At 72.0% G+C, this 19,058-nt stretch carries 15 protein-coding genes; 9 read left to right on the top strand and 6 right to left on the bottom strand.

What is annotated here, in order from left to right; genetic code table 11:
* Positions 1 to 46: 46 nt before the first annotated feature.
* Positions 47 to 607 carry a DinB family protein gene (locus ACZ37P_RS22965; RefSeq protein ID WP_401306055.1) on the top strand — a complete coding sequence of 187 codons (561 nt, stop codon included), beginning with the start codon at positions 47 to 49 and terminating at the stop codon, positions 605 to 607.
* A 49-nt stretch (positions 608 to 656) separates the two neighbouring features.
* Here the strand turns inward: ACZ37P_RS22965 and ACZ37P_RS22960 are convergent, their stop codons facing one another.
* The 5 genes from ACZ37P_RS22960 to ACZ37P_RS22940 all read right to left on the bottom strand — a co-directional run bounded on the left by ACZ37P_RS22960 (position 657) and on the right by ACZ37P_RS22940 (position 8,360).
* Positions 657 to 1,277: a response regulator gene (locus tag ACZ37P_RS22960; RefSeq protein WP_391161731.1), complete on the bottom strand. Its 621-nt coding sequence runs from the start codon at positions 1,275 to 1,277 to the stop codon at positions 657 to 659.
* A gap of 134 nt (positions 1,278 to 1,411) precedes the next feature.
* The gene (locus ACZ37P_RS22955) at positions 1,412 to 2,716 is read right to left on the bottom strand and encodes a sensor histidine kinase (RefSeq protein WP_467348396.1); all 1,305 of its coding nucleotides are present in this window, start codon (positions 2,714 to 2,716) and stop codon (positions 1,412 to 1,414) included.
* A gap of 21 nt (positions 2,717 to 2,737) precedes the next feature.
* Positions 2,738 to 3,580, bottom strand: a complete 843-nt coding sequence (locus ACZ37P_RS22950; RefSeq protein ID WP_391161407.1) for an ABC transporter permease subunit — start codon at positions 3,578 to 3,580, stop codon at positions 2,738 to 2,740.
* On the bottom strand, positions 3,577 to 4,512 hold the full coding sequence (locus ACZ37P_RS22945) for an ATP-binding cassette domain-containing protein (protein ID WP_467348395.1): 936 nt from the start codon (positions 4,510 to 4,512) through the stop codon (positions 3,577 to 3,579). Before ACZ37P_RS22945 ends, ACZ37P_RS22950 begins: the two co-directional genes overlap by 4 nt.
* A gap of 257 nt (positions 4,513 to 4,769) precedes the next feature.
* On the bottom strand, positions 4,770 to 8,360 hold the full coding sequence (locus ACZ37P_RS22940) for an SCO5717 family growth-regulating ATPase (protein WP_467348393.1): 3,591 nt from the start codon (positions 8,358 to 8,360) through the stop codon (positions 4,770 to 4,772).
* 411 nt (positions 8,361 to 8,771) lie between these two features.
* On the opposite strand from ACZ37P_RS22940, the gene rpsO reads away from it, so the two are divergent.
* The 5 genes from rpsO to ACZ37P_RS22915 all read left to right on the top strand — a co-directional run bounded on the left by rpsO (position 8,772) and on the right by ACZ37P_RS22915 (position 14,343).
* Positions 8,772 to 9,059 (top strand): 30S ribosomal protein S15, encoded by a 288-nt coding sequence (gene rpsO / locus ACZ37P_RS22935; protein ID WP_033173003.1) that lies wholly within the window; start codon positions 8,772 to 8,774, stop codon positions 9,057 to 9,059.
* Between the two features lie 345 nt (positions 9,060 to 9,404).
* A complete protein-coding gene (locus ACZ37P_RS22930; protein WP_355349816.1) occupies positions 9,405 to 11,624 on the top strand; it encodes a polyribonucleotide nucleotidyltransferase in 2,220 nt (739 codons plus the stop codon).
* Entirely contained in the window at positions 11,621 to 12,997 is a 1,377-nt protein-coding gene (locus ACZ37P_RS22925) for a M16 family metallopeptidase (RefSeq protein WP_391161402.1), read from the top strand. Before ACZ37P_RS22930 ends, ACZ37P_RS22925 begins: the two co-directional genes overlap by 4 nt.
* Before the next feature lie 75 nt (positions 12,998 to 13,072).
* On the top strand, positions 13,073 to 13,852 hold the full coding sequence (gene dapB / locus ACZ37P_RS22920) for a 4-hydroxy-tetrahydrodipicolinate reductase (protein WP_355349822.1): 780 nt from the start codon (positions 13,073 to 13,075) through the stop codon (positions 13,850 to 13,852).
* A gap of 32 nt (positions 13,853 to 13,884) precedes the next feature.
* On the top strand, positions 13,885 to 14,343 hold the full coding sequence (locus ACZ37P_RS22915; RefSeq protein ID WP_391161401.1) for a tetratricopeptide repeat protein: 459 nt from the start codon (positions 13,885 to 13,887) through the stop codon (positions 14,341 to 14,343).
* An 88-nt stretch (positions 14,344 to 14,431) separates the two neighbouring features.
* Here the strand turns inward: ACZ37P_RS22915 and ACZ37P_RS22910 are convergent, their stop codons facing one another.
* Positions 14,432 to 14,977, bottom strand: a complete 546-nt coding sequence (locus ACZ37P_RS22910; RefSeq protein WP_355349828.1) for a hypothetical protein — start codon at positions 14,975 to 14,977, stop codon at positions 14,432 to 14,434.
* A gap of 241 nt (positions 14,978 to 15,218) precedes the next feature.
* Between ACZ37P_RS22910 and thyX the strand changes: the two genes are divergently transcribed.
* The 3 genes from thyX (at position 15,219) to ACZ37P_RS22895 (ending at position 18,922) form a co-directional block, all read left to right on the top strand.
* Positions 15,219 to 15,965, top strand: a complete 747-nt coding sequence (thyX, locus tag ACZ37P_RS22905) for an FAD-dependent thymidylate synthase (RefSeq protein ID WP_355349831.1) — start codon at positions 15,219 to 15,221, stop codon at positions 15,963 to 15,965.
* A gap of 188 nt (positions 15,966 to 16,153) precedes the next feature.
* Positions 16,154 to 17,053, top strand: a complete 900-nt coding sequence (gene dapA, locus ACZ37P_RS22900) for a 4-hydroxy-tetrahydrodipicolinate synthase (RefSeq protein WP_355349834.1) — start codon at positions 16,154 to 16,156, stop codon at positions 17,051 to 17,053.
* 183 nt (positions 17,054 to 17,236) lie between these two features.
* On the top strand, positions 17,237 to 18,922 hold the full coding sequence (locus ACZ37P_RS22895) for a ribonuclease J (protein ID WP_355349837.1): 1,686 nt from the start codon (positions 17,237 to 17,239) through the stop codon (positions 18,920 to 18,922).
* The last annotated feature ends 136 nt before the right edge of the window (positions 18,923 to 19,058 follow it).

Genomic DNA, 19,058 nt, shown 5'->3' with positions numbered 1-19,058 from the left:
GCCGTTCCACAGCCGCTCTGTCAGTGGTCGCTGCCAGACTTGGCGCATGTCCGAGCAGTACGTACCGTTCTTCGCGAACGTCCAGCTCTCCCCGACGGCGGAGGGTGACGACCGGCCGCCGCTGCCCACCACGGGCAGCGAGCGGGAGATCCTGACCGCCTTCCTCGACTGGCACCGCGCGACCTTCGAGCTGAAGTGCCGGGGCGTGGCCGCGGCCCGGCTGTCGGACCGGGCGATACCCCCGTCCGGGCTGAGCCTGCACGGCCTCGTACGGCACCTCGCGGGCATCGAGCGGTGGTGGATACGCCAGCACTTCGCGGGCGAGGACCTGCCGATGCTCAACTACTCGGACGAGGACCCCGACCAGGGCTTCGACCGGCTCGACGGGGACGTGGAGGCGGCCTTCGCGGCGTGGCGGGTCGAGCGCAACCGGGCCAGGACCATCGTCGCCGAGGCGCCCTCGCTGGACGCCACCTGCCGTTCGCTGGTCACCGGCAAGGAGATATCGCTGCGCTACATCCTGGTGAATCTCATCGCCGAATACGCCCGGCACAACGGGCACGCCGACCTGCTCAGGGAGCGGATCGACGGCGCGACGGGCCTGTGAGACAGCCACCTGACAGCGTTCGGGCGGGAGCGCGCGGGAGCCCCGGGCCTCAGGTGGGGCGGATCAGCCGGGTCTCGTAGGCGAAGACGACGGCCTGCACACGGTCGCGCAGCTCCAACTTGACCAGAATTCGGCTCAGATGGGTCTTCACCGTCGCCTCCGCCAGGTGCAGCGTGCCCGCGATCTCCGTGTTGGACAGGCCGCGGCCGACCTCCACCAGCACCTCCCGCTCGCGGGCGGTCAGCCGGTTCAGCCGCCCGTCGCCCTCGGAGCCGCCGGACGCCGAGGGGAGCTGGTGCGCGAAGTTCTCCAGCAGGCGGCGCGTGATGCGCGGTGCCACCACCGCGTCGCCCGCGGCCACCGAGCGGATGGCGCCCAGCAGTTCCTCGGGCAGCGCGTTCTTCAGCAGGAAGCCGGACGCGCCCGCCTTCAGCCCGGCGAAGGCGTATTCGTCCAGGTCGAAGGTGGTCAGGATCAGCACCTTGGAATCCGGGCAGCGCCGTACGATCCGCGTGGTGGCCTCGATGCCGTCGGTGCCGGGCATCCGGACGTCCATCAGCACCACGTCGGGCCGCAGCGACTCCGTGAGCCGCACCGCCTCCGCGCCGTCGCCCGCCTCGCCGACCGGCCGCATGTCGGACTGCGCGTCCAGCACCATCGTGAACGCCATCCGCAGCAACGGCTCGTCGTCCACCAGCAGCACCCTGATCACCCGCCCGCCCCCGTCCTCGTCGGCTCCGCTGTCGTCGGCTCCGCGCCCGTCGTTCCCGCTCCCGCCGGGCGCGGGCTCCGCCGCCCCGCCGGTCATATCGGCTCCGGGGCGCCGAGGACGAGCACCGCCGCGACCCGCCAGCCGCCACCGGGCAGCGGCCCCGCGACCAGCGAACCGCCGTACGCCGCCGCCCGCTCCCGCATGCCGGGTATGCCGTGCCCCGCCGAGGCCGCCGCACCCTCGGCGATCGCGCCGCCGTGCGCGGTGTCGGCCGCCGCGGGGTGCGTGCCCGGGCCGTCGTCGGTGACGGTCACGGTCAGCGCGTCGGGGGCGCAGCCGATCCGCACCTCCGCGCTGGTCCCGGCGGGCGCGTGCTTGAGCGTGTTCGTCAACGCCTCCTGGACCAGCCGGTAGACGGTGAGCTGCGCCGCCACGGGCACCGGGCCCGGATCGCCCGCCACGGACAGCACCGTCGGCAGCCCCGCCGCCCGTACCTGGTCCACCAGCGATTCGAGCTGCGCGATGCCCGGCATCGGATGCCGCAGCGCGTCCGGCTCGTCCGCCCGCAGCACCCCCAGGAAGCGCCGCATGTCCGTGATCGCCTGCCGCCCCGTCGCCGACACCTGCCGCATCGCGGTCGTCGCCCGCTCGGGGGTGCGCTGCTGCGCGAAGACCGCACCGTCCGCGAGCGCCACCATCACCGACAGATTGTGCGTCACGATGTCGTGCATCTCCCGTGCGATCCTGGCCCGTTCGTCGGCCACCGCCAACTGCGCCCGCTGGTCCCGCTCCCGCTCCAGCCGCACCGCCCGGTCCTCCAGGAAGGCCAGACGGTCACGGCGGCTGCGCATGTTCACGCCGAAGACCGCCGCCGCGACGGCCATCGCCGACAGCGAGACGAAGGTCCCCGCGCTCCGGTCGTGCATCGCCCAGCTCACCGTGGCCAGGACGACCCCGACCTCCAGCACGCCGAAGGCCATCATCAGCCGCCGCCGGTCGCAGTACGCGGCCACCGTGTAGAGCGCCACCAGCAGCGCCACGTCGGCCGGGACCTGGAAGTCCAGCAGCCACTGCACGAAGGCCGTCGCCGCGATGCAGGCGAAGACCGCGAGCGGTGCCCGCCGCCGCCACACCAACGGCGCCGTGAGCCCCGCCCCCAGCGCCAGGAACGGCACCGGATCGTCCCGCAGCGGCGCCCGCGCCAGCATGCTGAGACCCACGTAGAGCGTGGCGGCGAACAGCCCGTCCACCACCATCGGGGGCAGCCGCCGTCCCACCCGCCGCCGGGCCCGCCCGGCCAGCGCCCGCCACGCGGGGGCCGGTCCCGGCTGCCGCGGGGCGTTCCCCTGGGCAGCCGGGTCCTGTGCCGTCGCGGTGGACGGCAGCGGGTACGTCATCGCGTCCTCGTCACGCCGTCGTCACGCGTCGCGCCGCTTGAGCAGCACCGCCGCGCCCGCGAGCGCCACCGCCGCGTAGAGACAGAACACCAGGAACCCCGTCCAGGGCGCGAGGCTCGTGGCGTCCTGGTGCAGCGAGATCAGCGACTGTCCCGCGTTGCTCGGCAGGTACTTGTTGATGTGGTCGGCCCACGAGGTGGGCAGCGCCTCGGCGAGCACCGGCAGGACGAGCAGCAGGCCGAACACGGTGGCGATACCGCCCGCCGTGTTGCGGACCAGGGCGCCTATCGCGACGCCCAGCAGCCCCACGACCGTCAGGTACAGGCCCGCGCCCAGCACCATCCGGGTCACGCCGGGGTCGCTCAGCGAGGTGCCGATGTGCCGGGAGGACAGCAGCGCCTGACCGACCAGGAAGGCGATCAGCGCGCCCGCCGTCATCACCACCCAGGTCACCGCCGCGTACAGCCCGGCCTTCGCCCACAGCACCGGCAGCCGCCGCGGCACCGCGGACAGCGACGCCCTGATCATGCCGGTCGCGTACTCACCGGTGATCATCAGGACACCGAGCACACCGACCGCGAGCTGCGCGAGGAAGAAGCCGCGCAGACTGGTCAGCGCGGGCTCGAAGTCGGCCCGCTCGTGCGGCGACATGTGCGGCCAGCGGTTCGCGGTGACCGCGCAGAACAGCGCGCCGAAACCGATCAGCGCGACCATGCCCGCGATCAGCGTGTAGAAGGTGGACCGCAGCGTCCGCAGCTTGATCCACTCGGAGTGCAGCACGCGGGCGAGGGTGACCTCGCCGCGCGGCGCGGTCCGCCGCGCCTCGGGAGTCTCCGGCGCCTTGTCGATGGTGGCAGTGCTCATGCCGCCTGTCCTTCCCGCTCGCGCACGGGCGCCGGTGCCTGGTACTCCACGGTGTCCCTGGTCAGTTCCATGAACGCCTCTTCCAACGACGCCTGCTGCGGCGTCAGTTCGGCCAGCGCGACGCCCTGGTCGGCCGCGATCCGGCCGATCCGGTCACTGCTGAGCCCGGTCACCTCCAGCACACCGCGCTCCACCGACGCCACCGACACATCAGGGCCCGCCAGCAGCTTCCGCAGCCGCTCCGCCTCGTCGGTCCGCACCCGCACCGACGTCCCCGCCGCGGCCCGCACGAATTCCGCCACCGACGTGTCGGCGATCAGCCGCCCCCGCCCGATGACGATCAAGTGCTCGGCGGTCAGCGCCATTTCGGACATCAGGTGGGAGGAGAGCAGGACCGTACGGCCCTCCGCCGCCTGGTCCTTGAGGAGATTGCGGATCCAGAGGATGCCCTCCGGGTCCAGGCCGTTGACCGGCTCGTCCAGCACCAGCGTCGCCGGGTCGCCCAGCAGCGCGCTCGCGATGCCGAGGCGCTGCCCCATGCCGAGCGAGAAACCGCCGACCCGCTTGCGGGCCACCTCGCCCAGACCCACGATGTCGATCACCTCGTCCACCCGGCGGCGCGGAATCCCCGTGGTGGCGGCCAGCGACAACAGGTGGTTGTACGCGCTCCTGCCGGTGTGGATGGCGCGCGCCTCCAGCATCGCGCCCACCTCGTGCAGCGGCGCGCGGTGCTCCGCGTACTGCTTGCCGTTGACGGTGACACCGCCCGACGTCGGCGCGTCCAGGCCCAGGATCATCCGCATCGTGGTCGATTTCCCCGCGCCGTTGGGGCCGAGGAATCCGGTCACCACGCCGGGCCGGACGGTGAAACTGAGGTCGGACACGGCGGTGCGCTCGCCGTACCGTTTGGTCAGGGCGTGGGCTTCGATCATCGGATCGTCCTCGGCGGTGCGTCAGCGGGAAGGGATGATTCCATCCTTGTTCTCCGCGCCCGCCGCGGCGACGGTCCACGGGCGGATTCCCGCCCCGCCCGCGTGCGCCTCCGGGGGGACGCCCCGTACACCAACTGTTGTACGCGCCGCCCGGCCGCCGCTGCGGCCGGGGACGACCAGGGCCGCCACCAGCGACAACGCGTGGTGGCGGCCCCTGTGTCCGCGCTGTGCGCCCGTGCGGGCCCGCCTGCCCCCGGCTACTGCGGGGCGGGCGGCGGCGGGTAGCCGTACCCCGGCGGGAGCTGCGGCGCCTGCGGGTTCTGCGGATCCTGCGGCGGCCCGCCGTACGGCTGCTCGCCCTGCGGCGGCGCGGGCTGCTGCGGCCACCCCTGCTGCGGCTGCGGGGCCTGGGGCTGCGGCGACTGCGGCTGGAAGGGCGCGGGCGCCGCCTGCTGGCCCGGCGGGTACGGCTGCGGAGCCTGCGGCGGACCGCCGTACGCACCGGGCTGGCCGGGCTGTCCCGGCTGACCCGCCTGACCCGGCGCCGGGTAAACGCCGTGCTGCGGTGCCGGATAGCCGCCCTGCTGCGGTTGCTGGGGCTGCGGCGGCGGAGGGTAACCGCCCTGCTGCGGCGGTGGCGGCGCGGGGAAACCGCCCTGCGGAGCGGCGTAGGGGCCGTAGCCGGGACCGGCCTGGCCGCCGCCCTGGACCGGCATCGGCGGCGCCTGGTGCGGCGGCGGGTTGACCCCGTCGGCCGTCCACAGGCCCTGCGCCTGCTGGGCCCGCGTGAAGTCCTCCGCGACCATCGCCGACAGGTTGAAGTACGCCTCGCGGGTCTTGGGCCGCATCATGTCGAGGTCGACCTCCGCGCCCGCGGCGAGGTGTTCGTCGAAGGGCACCACCTGGACACCGCGGCAGCGGGTCTGGAAGTGCGCCACGATGTCGTCGACCTTGATCATCTTGCCGGTCTCCCTGACCCCCGAGATGACCGTGATGCTCCGCGACACCAACTCCGCGTACCCGTGCGCCGACAGCCAGTCCAGCGTGGTGCTCGCGCTGGACGCGCCGTCCACCGACGGCGTCGACACGATGATCAACTGGTCGGCCAGGTCGAGGACTCCGCGCATCGCGCTGTACAGCAGACCGGTGCCGGAGTCCGTGAGGATCACCGGGTACTGGCGGCCCAGCACGTCTATCGCCCGCCGGTAGTCCTCGTCGCTGAACGCCGTCGAGACCGCCGGGTCCACGTCGTTCGCGATGATCTCGAGCCCCGACGTCGCCTGCGAGGTGAACCGGCGGATGTCCATGTAGCTGTTGAGGTACGGGATCGCCTGTACGAGGTCGCGGATCGTCGCCCCCGTCTCGCGCCGCACCCGGCGGCCGAGGGTGCCCGCGTCCGGGTTGGCGTCGATCGCCAGGATCTTGTCCTGCCGCTCGGAGGCCAGCGTCGAGCCCAGCGCGGTCGTCGTGGTCGTCTTGCCCACGCCGCCCTTGAGGCTGATCACCGCGATCCGGTAGCACGACAGCACCGGCGTACGGATCAGCTCCAGCTTCCGCTGCCGCTCCGCCTCCTCCTTCTTGCCGCCGATCTTGAACCGCGACGGTTGCGCGTTCGCGCCCGCGCGCTTCGCCTTCGGCGGATTGCGCAGCAGCCGGTCCGACGACAGCTCCACGGCCGCCGTGTAGCCGAGCGGCGTGCCGCCCTGCGTCGTGGGCTGTCGCTGGTCGGGCCTGACGGTGGGCCAGCCGCCCATCCGCGGGTCGGCCGGTGCCTGCGGCTGCGGCTGCGGCTGCGGAGGCGGAGGCTGCGGGGCCTGCTGCTGACCCTGCGGGTCGGGCCGCGCGGGCTGGTGCGGCTGCCCCGGCTGCGGGAAGCCGTAACCGCCCTGCTGCGGCAGCGGCTGAAGCGGCGCCGCCTGGTCCTGGCCCGGCTGCGCGTGCTGCGGGAAGCCGTAACCGCTGCCCTGCGCGGGACCCGCGCCCTGCTGCGGCGCCACCGGCTCGTGCGGCAGTCCCGACGGTACGGGGCCCGCCGTGTACGGCTGCGGCCCGCCCTGCGGCGGCGCTCCGAAGCCGGTCGGCGCGGGCAGATTCCGCTCCGGGGCGTCCTGCGGCACCGCGTCGTTCGGCTCGGGCACCGCGTCCTGCGGTTCCGGTGCCTGCGGCGGCTGGACCTGAGCGGGCGCCGGGACTTGGGCGTGCGGCGCCGCGTGCGGCGGGAAGCCGTACCCCTGGCCCTGCGGCGCGTCCGGCGTCCCCGCGACCGGCGCGGGCGGCTGCGCTTGAGGCTGAGACTGAGGGTGGGGCTGCGGCTGCGGCTGGGCGTAGCCGGTCGGCGGCACGGGCTGGCCCGGCTGCTGGACCGGACCCGGCTGCGCGGCGGCCGGGGGCTCCTGACGGGCCGGGAGGTTCACCGGCTGCCCGGTCGGCGGCGGGAAGCTGTGCAACGGCGCCGCCGCCGCAGGACCCGCGTTCCCCTGCTGCGCGGGCCCGGCGGGCGCCGCGGGCGGGAAGCCGTAACCCTGTTGGGGTGCGGGCGGGTTGGGGCCGCCGGGGTGCAAGGGGGCGGCCGGAGGTGCCGCCGGAGCGTTGGCCGCCGGGGGATAGCCGTAACCCTGTTGGGGTGCGGGCGGGTTGGGGCCACCCGGGTGCAGGGGCGCGGCGGGTGCGTCGGCGGCGGGCGGGAAACCGTACCCCTGTCGCGGGGCGGCCGGGGAGCTGTCCGGGGCGGGGTGCGAGGGCTCCGCGCGCTCGAAGTCCGGGGGGAGCGGCGGTACGGGGCCGCGCGGTGCGCCGGGCGCCCACGGGAGTGCGTCCGCCGCGCCGGGCAGCGGCACCCAGACCGGGGCACGAGGCGCGGCCGGGGCCTCCTCGGCCTCGGGCTCCGACGGTGCCGACGGCTTCGCGGCAGCGGTAGCGGCAGGGGCAGCGGGAGCGGGCGCGGCGGGCTTGGCCTCCGCAGGCTCGTCATCGGCGGCGGACGAGGACGTAGAAGACGTAGAAGAGGACGTAGGAGAGGAGACGGCCGGCTCCGGCGGCTTCCGCTTGCCGGCCTCGCGCTCCTCGACCTCGCGCCGCAACGCGGCGGCGGAGAAGCGCACCGTGGCGTCGGGCGCGCCGTCCTCGCGGCCCCCGAAAGCGGGGAATCCCGAACCACCGGGCGTACCGGACCCCGACGCGGAAGCCCGTACCGGCTCCGGCTCCGACGTGGCCGCGGCCTCCGCCACAGGCGCGGACTCGGGCTCCCGCTTCGCCGCACCTTCCGAGCGGTCCGAGCCGTCCGAACGGTCCGCGCCCGCCGACGCGCCCGCCGACGCGCGCGCAGGCTCGCCCGCCGACTCGGCCGACGCGGCGCGCGGAACCGGGATCGACGGTACGGCCGCGGCCGACCAGGACGGTTCGGCCGCCGACGCCGAAGGGCCGGGCGTGGGCAGGGGCAGCGACGGCACGGCGGCGGCGGACCACGACGACTCCGACGACTCCGACGAACCCGCCGCGTCACCCGTCAGCCCCGCCCCCGGATCGGAGCCGGGAACAGAAGCAGGGGAGGAACCTGCGGCACCCGTATCCGAGCGCCGGTCCGACCGCGCGCCCGTCTGCGGACCCGAGCCCGTGAAGGACCCCGAATCCGTGACAGGAACGGAACCGGAATCGGCGCCCGCGCCGGAATCCGAGCCGCTGTCCGCCGCCTCATCGGCGTCGTCGGCGTCCGCGGAGCCGCCCGCGTCCCCCATGTACCAGGCGGGCGCCGCGTCGCCCAGGCTGAACTCACCCGTGTAGTCGGCGTCGCCCCGGTCCTCGACAGGGCCGGCCCCGCCCACGCGGCTGTCGTCCCGATCGCTGCTCACAATGCCTCCTGGTCTGCTGCTTCACCGTGTCCCCGCGACGAGTCCGGCCCGTAAAAAGCCGCTCGTCGGCGCGGGACACCGTCGCGGGACCGCACCGCTGCGCGCATACCCACGCATCCCATGTCCGATCCCCCTCCCCGTCAGGGGCAAGACTAATCGTCGGTAGCCTTCCGATGTCAGGCCCGCCCTCATGGGTGAGTGCCCCTCGCACACCACCCTCACGCGCCGGGCGGCGTCCCCGCCCGCGCCCGGAGATGACCCGCGGGTAAGCGGACCGCCGCGGGCTGGTACTCTGGGTGACGGTCACGTGTGTGTACACACCCCGTGATCCCGCGCCTCGCGAGTCAACGAAGCATCCCCCGCGATGAATACCGGGGGCGCTCGGAGGCCACTGATACCTGAGGAGTCCGTATGTCGCTCGACGTCGAGACGAAGAAGCAGATCATCGCCGAGTTCGGTACCAAGGAGGGCGACACGGGCTCCCCCGAGGTCCAGGTCGCTCTGCTCTCGCGCCGTATCTCGGACCTGACCGAGCACCTCAAGACCCACAAGCACGACCACCACTCGCGTCGTGGTCTGCTGATCCTGGTCGGCCAGCGCCGCCGTCTGCTGCAGTACCTGGCCAAGAAGGACATCACGCGCTTCCGTGAGCTCCGCGAGCGCCTCGGCATCCGTGCCGGCGCCGCGGGCGTTCGCTAAGACGCCGTGGAGGGGGAGCGGTACCCGCGAGTCGGGGCCGCTCCCCCTTTGCCGTATACGCGATACGCGCCGTGCACGGCGAGCATCGCCGTAGTGGCCATATACGCGCCGAGCGACGAAGCGCGCACATGAAGTGCGTGATGTCTCCGTCGTCTGGTGCAATGGTTATCAAGTATGAGGAGGAGCGTCCTCCTGATCGCCGAACAGCCGGTCCTCGGTAGTGGCCTCCGGAAGACACACGCCCCGGAGGCTTCGATCGAAGACCGGCACCGGTAACAGGACGCCCCTCCACCGATGGCCCGCCAGGGAAACGCCCTGCGGGCATGGACGAGGAGAATCCCCATAGTGGAGAACGAGACCCACTACGCCGAAGCCGTTATCGACAACGGCACGTTCGGCACCCGCACCATCCGCTTCGAGACGGGCCGCCTGGCCCGTCAGGCCGCCGGCTCCGCCGTGGCCTACCTGGACGACGACACCATGGTGCTGTCGGCCACCAGCGCCTCGAAGCAGCCCAAGGAGCACTTCGACTTCTTCCCCCTCACGGTGGACGTCGAGGAGCGCATGTACGCGGCCGGCCGGATCCCCGGTTCCTTCTTCCGCCGCGAGGGCCGCCCCTCCGAGGACGCGATCCTCACCTGCCGGCTGATCGACCGCCCGCTGCGCCCGTCCTTCGTCAAGGGCCTGCGCAACGAGATCCAGGTCGTCTGCACGGTCATGGCGCTCAACCCCGACCACCTGTACGACGTGGTCGCGATCAACGCCGCCTCCTGCTCCACGCAGCTCGCGGGCCTGCCCTTCTCCGGCCCGATCGGCGGCGTCCGCGTCGCCCTCATCAAGGGCCAGTGGGTCGCGTTCCCGACCCACAGCGAGCTCGAGGACGCCGTCTTCGACATGGTCGTCGCGGGCCGCACCCTCGAGGACGGCGACGTCGCGATCATGATGGTGGAGGCCGAGGCCACCGCCAAGACGATCCAGCTCGTCGCGGGCGGCGCCGAGGCGCCGACCGAGGAGATCGTGGCCGCGGGCCTCGAAGCCGCCAAGCCGTTCATCCGGACGCTCTGCAAGGCGCAGTCCGAGCTGGCCGCCAAGGCCGCCAAGCCCACCGGCGAGTTCCCGATCTTCCTGGACTACCAGGAGGACGTGTTCGAGGCCCTGGAGTCCGCCGTCACCGGCGAGCTGGCCCAGGCGCTCACCATCCCCGGCAAGCAGGCCCGTGAGGCCGAGCTGGACCGCGTCAAGGGTCTGGCCGCCGAGAAGCTCCTCCCGCAGTTCGAGGGCCGCGAGAAGGAGATCTCCGCCGCGTACCGCTCGCTGACCAAGAAGCTGGTCCGCCAGCGCGTCATCAAGGACAAGGTCCGCATCGACGGCCGCGGCGTCACGGACATCCGTACGCTGGCCGCCGAGGTCGAGGCCATCCCGCGCGTGCACGGCTCCGCGCTGTTCGAGCGTGGCGAGACCCAGATCCTGGGCGTCACCACCCTCAACATGCTCCGCATGGAGCAGCAGCTCGACACCCTGGCGCCCGAGACCCGCAAGCGCTACATGCACAACTACAACTTCCCGCCGTACTCGGTCGGTGAGACCGGCCGCGTGGGCTCGCCCAAGCGCCGCGAGATCGGCCACGGCGCGCTCGCCGAGCGCGCCCTGATCCCGGTCCTGCCGACCCGCGAGGAGTTCCCCTACGCGATCCGTCAGGTCTCCGAGGCGCTCGGCTCCAACGGCTCCACGTCGATGGGCTCGGTCTGCGCCTCCACCATGTCGCTGCTGAACGCCGGTGTGCCGCTCAAGGCCCCCGTCGCCGGTATCGCCATGGGCCTGATCTCGCAGGAGATCGACGGCGAGACGCACTACGTGGCGCTCACCGACATCCTCGGCGCCGAGGACGCGTTCGGCGACATGGACTTCAAGGTCGCCGGCACGAAGAACTTCGTGACCGCGCTCCAGCTCGACACCAAGCTCGACGGCATTCCCGCCTCCGTGCTGGCCGCCGCGCTGAAGCAGGCCCGTGACGCTCGCCTCCACATCCTCGATGTGATGAACGAGGCCATCGACGTCCCGGACGAGATGTCCCCCAACGCCCCGCGGATCATCAGCATCAAGATCCCCGTGGACAAGATCGGCGAGGTCATCGGCCCCAAGGGCAAGATGATCAACCAGATCCAGGAGGACACCGGCGCCGACATCTCCATCGAGGACGACGGCACGGTGCTGATCGGCGCGACCGAGGGCTCGCAGGCCGAGGCGGCCCGCGCGGTGATCAACCAGATCGCCAACCCGACGATGCCCGAGGTCGGCGAGCGCTACCTGGGCACGGTCGTGAAGACGACCACCTTCGGCGCGTTCGTCTCGCTGATGCCCGGCAAGGACGGCCTGCTGCACATCTCGCAGATCCGTAAGCTCGCCGGCGGCAAGCGCGTCGAGAACGTCGAGGACGTTCTCGGTGTGGGCGCCAAGGTGCAGGTCGAGATCGCCGAGATCGACCAGCGCGGCAAGCTCTCGCTGATCCCGGTCATCGAGGGCGAAGACGACGCCGAGGACGCGAAGGACGAGTCGGAGAAGTGACGACCCGCTCCACCGCAGTGACGGCCCGCCCCTCCACCAAGGGGCGGGCCGTCCGCACGCGGACCCTCCTCCCGGGCACCGACGGCATCGGCACCGTACGGCGCAGCGTCCTGCCCGGCGGGCTGCGCGTCGTCACCGAGACGCTGCCCACCGTCCGTTCCGCCACCTTCGGCATCTGGGCGGCCGTCGGCTCCCGCGACGAGACCCCGGTGCTCAACGGCGCCACTCACTACCTGGAGCACCTGCTCTTCAAGGGCACGGAGCGCCGCAGCGCACTGGACATCTCCGCCGCCGTGGACGCGGTCGGCGGCGAGATGAACGCCTTCACGTCCAAGGAGTACACCTGCTACTACGCGCGGGTGCTCGACACCGATCTGCCGCTGGCCATCGACGTGGTCTGCGACATGCTCACCGGGTCACTGATCCGCCAGGAGGACATCGACGCCGAACGCGGCGTCATCCTGGAGGAGATCGCGATGACCGAGGACGACCCCGGCGACCAGGTGCACGACCTGTTCACCACCGCGATGCTCGGCGACACCCCGCTCGGCCGCCCCGTCCTCGGCACCGTCGAGACCATCAACGCGCTCACCCGCGACCAGGTCGCCCGCTTCTACAAGCGGCACTACGACCCCACGCGGCTCGTCGTCGCCGCCGCGGGCAACGTCGACCACGCGGCCGTCGTCCGCCAGGTCCGCCGCGCCTTCGAGAACGCGGGCGCCCTGCACGACCCGGACGCCGTCCCGATGGCGCCGCGCTCCGGCAGCCGTACGCTCCGCGCCGCGGGCCACCTCGAACTGCTCGACCGGCGCACCGAGCAGGCCCATGTCGTCCTCGGCATGCCCGGCCTGTCGCGCAACGACGACCGGCGCTGGGCGCTCAGCGTGCTCAACACCGCGCTCGGCGGCGGCATGAGCTCCCGGCTCTTCCAGGAAGTGCGCGAGAAGCGCGGCCTGGCCTACTCGGTGTACTCCTACACCTCGTCCTTCGCGGACTGCGGCCTCTTCGGCGTCTACGCGGGCTGCCAGCCGCGCCGGGTGCCGGAAGTGCTCAAGATCTGCCGGGACGAGCTGCACCAGGTCGCGGAACACGGCCTGACCGACGAGGAGATCGGCCGCGCGATCGGCCAGCTCTCCGGCTCCACGGTGCTCGGTCTCGAGGACACCGGCGCCCTGATGAACCGGCTCGGCAAGAGCGAGCTGTGCTGGGGCGAGCAGTTGTCCGTCGACGACCTGCTCGGCCGGATCGCCGCGGTGACCCCGGACGACGTACGCGCGGTGGCCCGCGATGTACTGGGCCAGCGGCCGTCGCTGGCCGTCATAGGGCCGCTCAAGGAGAAGCAGAGCGCGCGCCTGCGCGAGGCGCTCGCGTAGCGGACCGGCTCGCGGGAGCCGCGGCGCGCGTGCCGTCAACCGATGTGAGATGCGAAGGACGAGGACAGGACAACGATGAGCAAGCTCCGTGTGGCCGTCATCGGCGCCAAGGGCCGGATCGGATCAGAGGCGGCACGCGCGGTCGAGGCGGCCGACGACCTCGACCTCGTCGCGGCGATCGACCGCGACGACCGGCTGGAGACACTGACCGAGTCCGGTACGCAGGTCGCCGTCGACCTGACGCACCCCGACGCCGTCATGGGCAATCTGGAGTTCTGCGTCGGCCACGGCATCCACGCGGTGGTCGGCACCACCGGCTGGACCCCGCAGCGGCTCGACACCCTGCGCGGCCGGCTCGCCGCCTCGCCCGCCACCGGGGTGCTCATCGCGCCGAACTTCTCCATCGGCGCCGTCCTCACCATGCGCTTCGCCCAGCAGGCCGCCCGCTGGTTCGAGAGCGTCGAGGTCATCGAACTGCACCACAACCGGAAGGCGGACGCCCCCAGCGGCACCGCCACCCGTACCGCGCAGCTCATCGCCGCCGCCCGCGCGGAGGCGGGCCGCGCCCCGCAGGAGGACCCCACCACCCACGCCCTGGACGGCGCCCGCGGCGCGGACGTCGACGGCGTCCCGGTGCACTCGGTACGGCTGCGCGGCCTGCTCGCCCACCAGGAAGTGCTCTTCGGCGACACCGGGGAGACCCTCACCATCCGGCACGACTCGCTGCACCACAGCAGCTTCATGCCGGGCATCCTGCTCGCGGCCCGTACCGTGCCCGGTGTCCCCGGCCTCACCTTCGGCCTGGAACACTTCCTCTCGGACGACCACCGCGCGCTTCAGCCGGACGAGGGCTGACGCGGAGGACCGAACCGGAGGACGGAACCGAAATGCGCGCCAAACTCAGCTACGCCGCGTCCGCGGTCGTGCTGGTCTTCTACTTCGTGCTGGTCGGCGACCGCGGGGTGCTGCTCATCGCGGACGGCCGCCCGGTCACCGTCGTCTTCGGCGTCGCCGTGCTCGTCCTGCCGCTGATCGGCGCCTGGTTCCTCTGGCACACCACCCAGTTCGCCCGCCACGCCGGACGGCTCGGCCGCGAACTGGAGGCCGAGGGCGGCCTGCCCGTGGACGAACTGGTCCGTACGCCCAGCGGCCGGATCGACCGCGACTCGGCCGACGCGGTGTTCGCCAAGCGGCAGGCCGAGACGGAGGCCGCGCCGGACGACTGGCGCAACTGGTTCCGGCTCGCCGTCGCGTACTTCGACGCACGCGACACCCCGCGGGCCCGCAAGGCGATGCAGCGGGCCATCGCGCTGCACGACGGGCGCGAGGTGCGCGAGCGGGTCTAGGCGGGCCGACCGGGCGCGACTCCACATACGGGTGTGCCCGGTCGATTTCATCCTGCCGTGCACCCGGGAGGGTGAAGCTGAGCGCGGTTCAGCGCAGTTCGGCGGCCCAGCCCTCGATGGCGTCGGCGGCGAGGTCGAACGCCTCGACCCGGCCGAGGAAGTCCGCGTTGTGGTCGGTCAGCATCGGCCGCAGCGGACGGCCGCCGCGCCGGGTGATCACCAGTGCCTGCCCCTGCACACTGCGTGGCAGCCCCAGCACCCGCACGGGCTGCTGCGCCGTGCGCACCGAGACCACCTGGCTCCACGACACCGTCGAGGTGGAGAAGAACTCCACCTGGCGCAGGCCCTTCCCGCTCACCCACACACCCACGCGCAGCAGCCGCAGGGTGACCGCGATGATCACGAACGCCGAGAGCAGGCACGTGACGCCGCCCTGCCCGCTTCCCGCGGCGACCATGATCAGCGCGGCGAACAGCAGGTACGAGGCGAAGACCAGCAGCAGCGCCGCGGTCGCGACCCGCCACGGTCCTGGACGGTAGGGCCGCATCCAGCGGTCCTGGTCGGCGTGCGGCAGCGCACGTCCGGGCGTGAACTCATCGACGAAGGCGGTGGTGGAATTGTGGGGGAGGGACACGCGGGGAATCCTCTTCGGGTCTCCGGCAGCTTCCGGCACGAGCGGGCTATGACGGGTGAGGCTAGCCGCCGTGCGGCGCCGCGGCTACCTCGGGTCGTCCGATCGGCCCTGGCCCGCCCGACGAACGCTGTCATACGGAGCGAATAGGCTGGCGCCGCACGGCGGAACAGCCGCCCGACCGCACACCGGCTCAACCGCACACCAGCTCAACCGCACAGCCGCCAAGCAGGAAGGACCTCGGGTGCCGACCGAGACCACCACCGGGACCACCGTCCCCGTCCAGTTCCGCGACGACGTGACCGTCGACCTCGTGAAGCACAGCGCCTCTGACGGCGACGTCCTGTGGGCGGCCCGGGTCTCCACCGCCGGAGAGCAGTCCCTCGAAGAGCTGACCAAGGACCCCGAGCGCTCCAAGGGCCTGATCAACTACCTGATGCGCGACCGCCACGGCAGCCCCTTCGAGCACAACTCCATGACCTTCTTCATCAGCGCCCCGATCTTCGTCTTCCGCGAGTTCATGCGCCACCGCGTCGGCTGGTCGTACAACGAGGAGTCGGGTCGTTACCGCGAGTTGCAGCCGGTGTTCTACGTGCCGGGGCCCGAGCGGAAGCTGGTGCAGCAGGGGCGGCCGGGGAAGTACGAGTTCGTGCACGGCACCGCGGAGCAGCACGAGGCGGTGCGGGGGGCGATGGAGGAGTCGTACGCGCATTCGTACGCGGCGTACCAGGAGATGCTGGCGGCCGGGGTGGCCAGGGAAGTGGCGCGGGCGACGCTGCCGGTCGGGTTGTTCTCGTCGATGTACGCGACGTGCAACGCGCGCTCGCTGATGCACTTCCTGGGGCTGCGGACGCAGCACGAACTGGCGGCCACGCCGTCGTTCCCGCAGCGGGAGATCGAGATGGTGGGGGAGCGGATGGAGGCCGCGTGGGCGGGTCTGATGCCGCTGACACACGCGGCGTTCAACGCGAACGGCCGGGTGGCACCGTAACGGCCGGAACCGATCGGCGCGACCGCAGTCAAATGTCCGAAGTGTTCAGATTGCAGGCATTCGTGAAGTTCATCTAGGCTGCTGAAACGGACTCCGGCGTTGCTTGAACCCCCGAGCAGGCACCGCCGGAGTCCTTTGCGCAGGTCCCGAGGCTGCATGCCCGTACACACACCGAGTAGCGTGGACCCATGGCTCCGACCTCCACCCCCACGGCCCCCTTCGGGCGGGTCCTGACCGCAATGGTCACGCCGTTCACCGCGGACGGCGCCCTCGATCTCGACGGCGCGCAACGGCTCGCCGCCCACCTCGTGGACGCCGGGAACGACGGTCTCGTCGTCAACGGCACGACCGGGGAGTCGCCCACCACGAGCGACACGGAGAAAGCCCGGCTCGTACGGGCCGTCGTGGAAGCCGTCGGAGACCGCGCCTTCGTCGTCGCCGGAGCCGGCACCAACGACACCCGGCACAGCACGGAACTGGCCCGCCAGGCGGAAAGCGCCGGCGCCCACGCCCTGCTCGCGGTGACGCCGTACTACAACAAGCCCCCGCAGGAGGGCCTGTACCGGCACTTCACCGCCATCGCCGACGCCACCGGGCTGCCCGTCATGCTCTACGACATCCCCGGCCGCAGCGGCGTCCCCATCGACACCGAGACCATCGTCCGGCTGGCCGAACACCCCCGGATCGTCGCCAACAAGGACGCCAAGGGCGACCTCGGCGCCGCGAGCTGGGCGATGTCCCGCAGCGGCCTGGCCTGGTACTCGGGCGACGACATGCTCAATCTGCCGCTGCTCTCCATCGGCGCCGCCGGCTTCGTCTCCGTCGTCGGCCACCTGGTCTCCGCCGAACTGCGCGCGCTCCTCGACGCGTACACCAGCGGCGACGTCACCAAGGCCGCCGAGATCCACCAGCGACTGCTGCCGGTCTACACCGGCATGTTCCGCGCCCAGGGCGTCATCACCACCAAGACCGCCCTCGCGCTGCGCGGACTGCCCGCCGGTCCCCTCCGGCTCCCCCTCGTGGAGCTGGACCAGGCCGCCACCGAACAGCTCAGGAGGGATCTCGCCGCAGGCGGGGTAGACCTCTGACCACAGACTTCACAACTTAATAGGTCCGAACACGCACAACCGCACAACCGAACGACTGCACAACCGCACAGCCGAAAGACCGCACAGCCGACGATGCGCACTGCCGCATACGCACGGAAAACACGATGTCACGCGCGCCGCGACCCAGGAGGGTCCGGCGGCGCGCGTGGTAGGGAGAGACTTTTGAGCCATCCGCACCCCGAACTCGGCCCCCCGCGGACCCTGCCCGACGGCGGCCTCCGGATCACCCCGCTCGGCGGCCTCGGAGAAATCGGCCGCAATATGACGGTCTTCGAATTCGGCGGCAAGCTGCTGATCGTCGACTGCGGAGTGCTCTTCCCCGAGGAAGAGCAGCCCGGCGTCGACCTGATCCTGCCGGACTTCACCTCCATCAGGGACCGCCTCGACGACGTCGTCGGCGTCATCCTGACCCACGGCCACGAGGACCACATCGGCGCCGTCCCCTTCCTCCTGCGGGAGAAGGACGACATCCCGCTGATCGGCTCCAAGCTGACCCTCGCCCTGATCGAGGCCAAGCTCCAGGAGCACCGCATCCGGCCGTACGTGCTGGAGGTCAAGGAGGGCGAGCGCGAGCGCATCGGCCCCTTCGACTGCGAATTCGTCGCCGTCAACCACTCCATCCCGGACGCGCTGGCCGTCGCCATCCGCACTCCGGCGGGCATGGTCGTCGTCACGGGCGACTTCAAGATGGACCAGCTCCCGCTGGACGGCCGCCTGACCGACCTGCCGACCTTCGCGCGGCTCGGCGAGGAAGGCATCGACCTGCTCCTCGCGGACTCCACCAACGCCGAGGTCCCCGGCTTCGTCGCACCCGAGCGGGACATCTCGCAGGTGCTCAGGCAGACCTTCGCCAAGGCGGACAAGCGGATCATCGTGGCGAGCTTCGCCAGCCACGTCCACCGCATCCAGCAGGTCCTGGACGCCGCGCACGAACGCGGCCGCAAGGTCGCCTTCGTCGGCCGCTCGATGGTCAGGAACATGGGCATCGCCCGCGACCTGGGCTACCTCAAGGTGCCCAGCGGTCTCGTCGTGGACGTCAAGGTCCTCGACGACCTGCCCGACGAGAAGGTCGTCCTCGTCTGCACCGGCTCCCAGGGCGAGCCCATGGCCGCCCTGTCCCGGATGGCGAACCGCGACCACCAGATCCGGATCGTCGAGGGCGACACCGTCATCCTCGCGTCCTCCCTCATTCCGGGCAACGAGAACGCGGTCTACCGCGTGATCAACGGCCTCACCCGATGGGGTGCCAACGTTGTCCACAAGGGCAACGCCAAGGTCCACGTCTCCGGCCACGCCTCGGCCGGCGAACTGCTGTACTTCTACAACATCTGCAAGCCGCGCAATCTGATGCCGATCCACGGCGAATGGCGACACCTGCGCGCCAACGCCGATCTCGGCCAGCTCACCGGCATCCCCAAGAACCGCTGCGTCATCGCGGAGGACGGCGTGGTCGTCGACCTCATCGACGGCGTCGCCAAAATCGCGGGCAAGGTCCAGGCCGGTTACGTGTACGTCGACGGTCTCTCCGTCGGCGACATCACGGAGTCGTCGCTGAAGGACCGCCGCATCCTCGGGGAAGAAGGCATCGTCTCGGTCTTCGTGGTGGTCGACTCGACCACCGGCAAGATCGTCGGCGGCCCGAACATCCATGCCCGCGGTTCGGGTATCGAGGACGACGCATTCGCCGCCGTCATCCCCAAGATCGAGGAGGGGCTGTCCCGTTCGGCCTCCGACGGGGTGATGGAAGCACGCCAGATCCAGCAGCTCATCCGCCGCTCGGTCGGCAAATGGGTCTCCGACACCTACCGTCGGCGACCGATGATCCTCCCTGTGGTGGTTGAGGTCTGACGCCTCGTCAACCACTGGACCAGGAGCGGGGGGGGGGGGGGGGGGGGGGGGGGGGGGGGGGGGGGGGGGGGGGGGGGGGGGGGGGGAGGGGAAAGGGGGGGGGAGGGGGGGGGGGGGGGGGGGGGGGGGTGGGGTA

The sequence above is a fragment of the Streptomyces sp. NPDC024632 genome (assembly GCF_055559175.1).
Note: the sequence above shows the minus strand (reverse complement) of the source record. Positions and strands in the feature narration are given on the sequence as shown.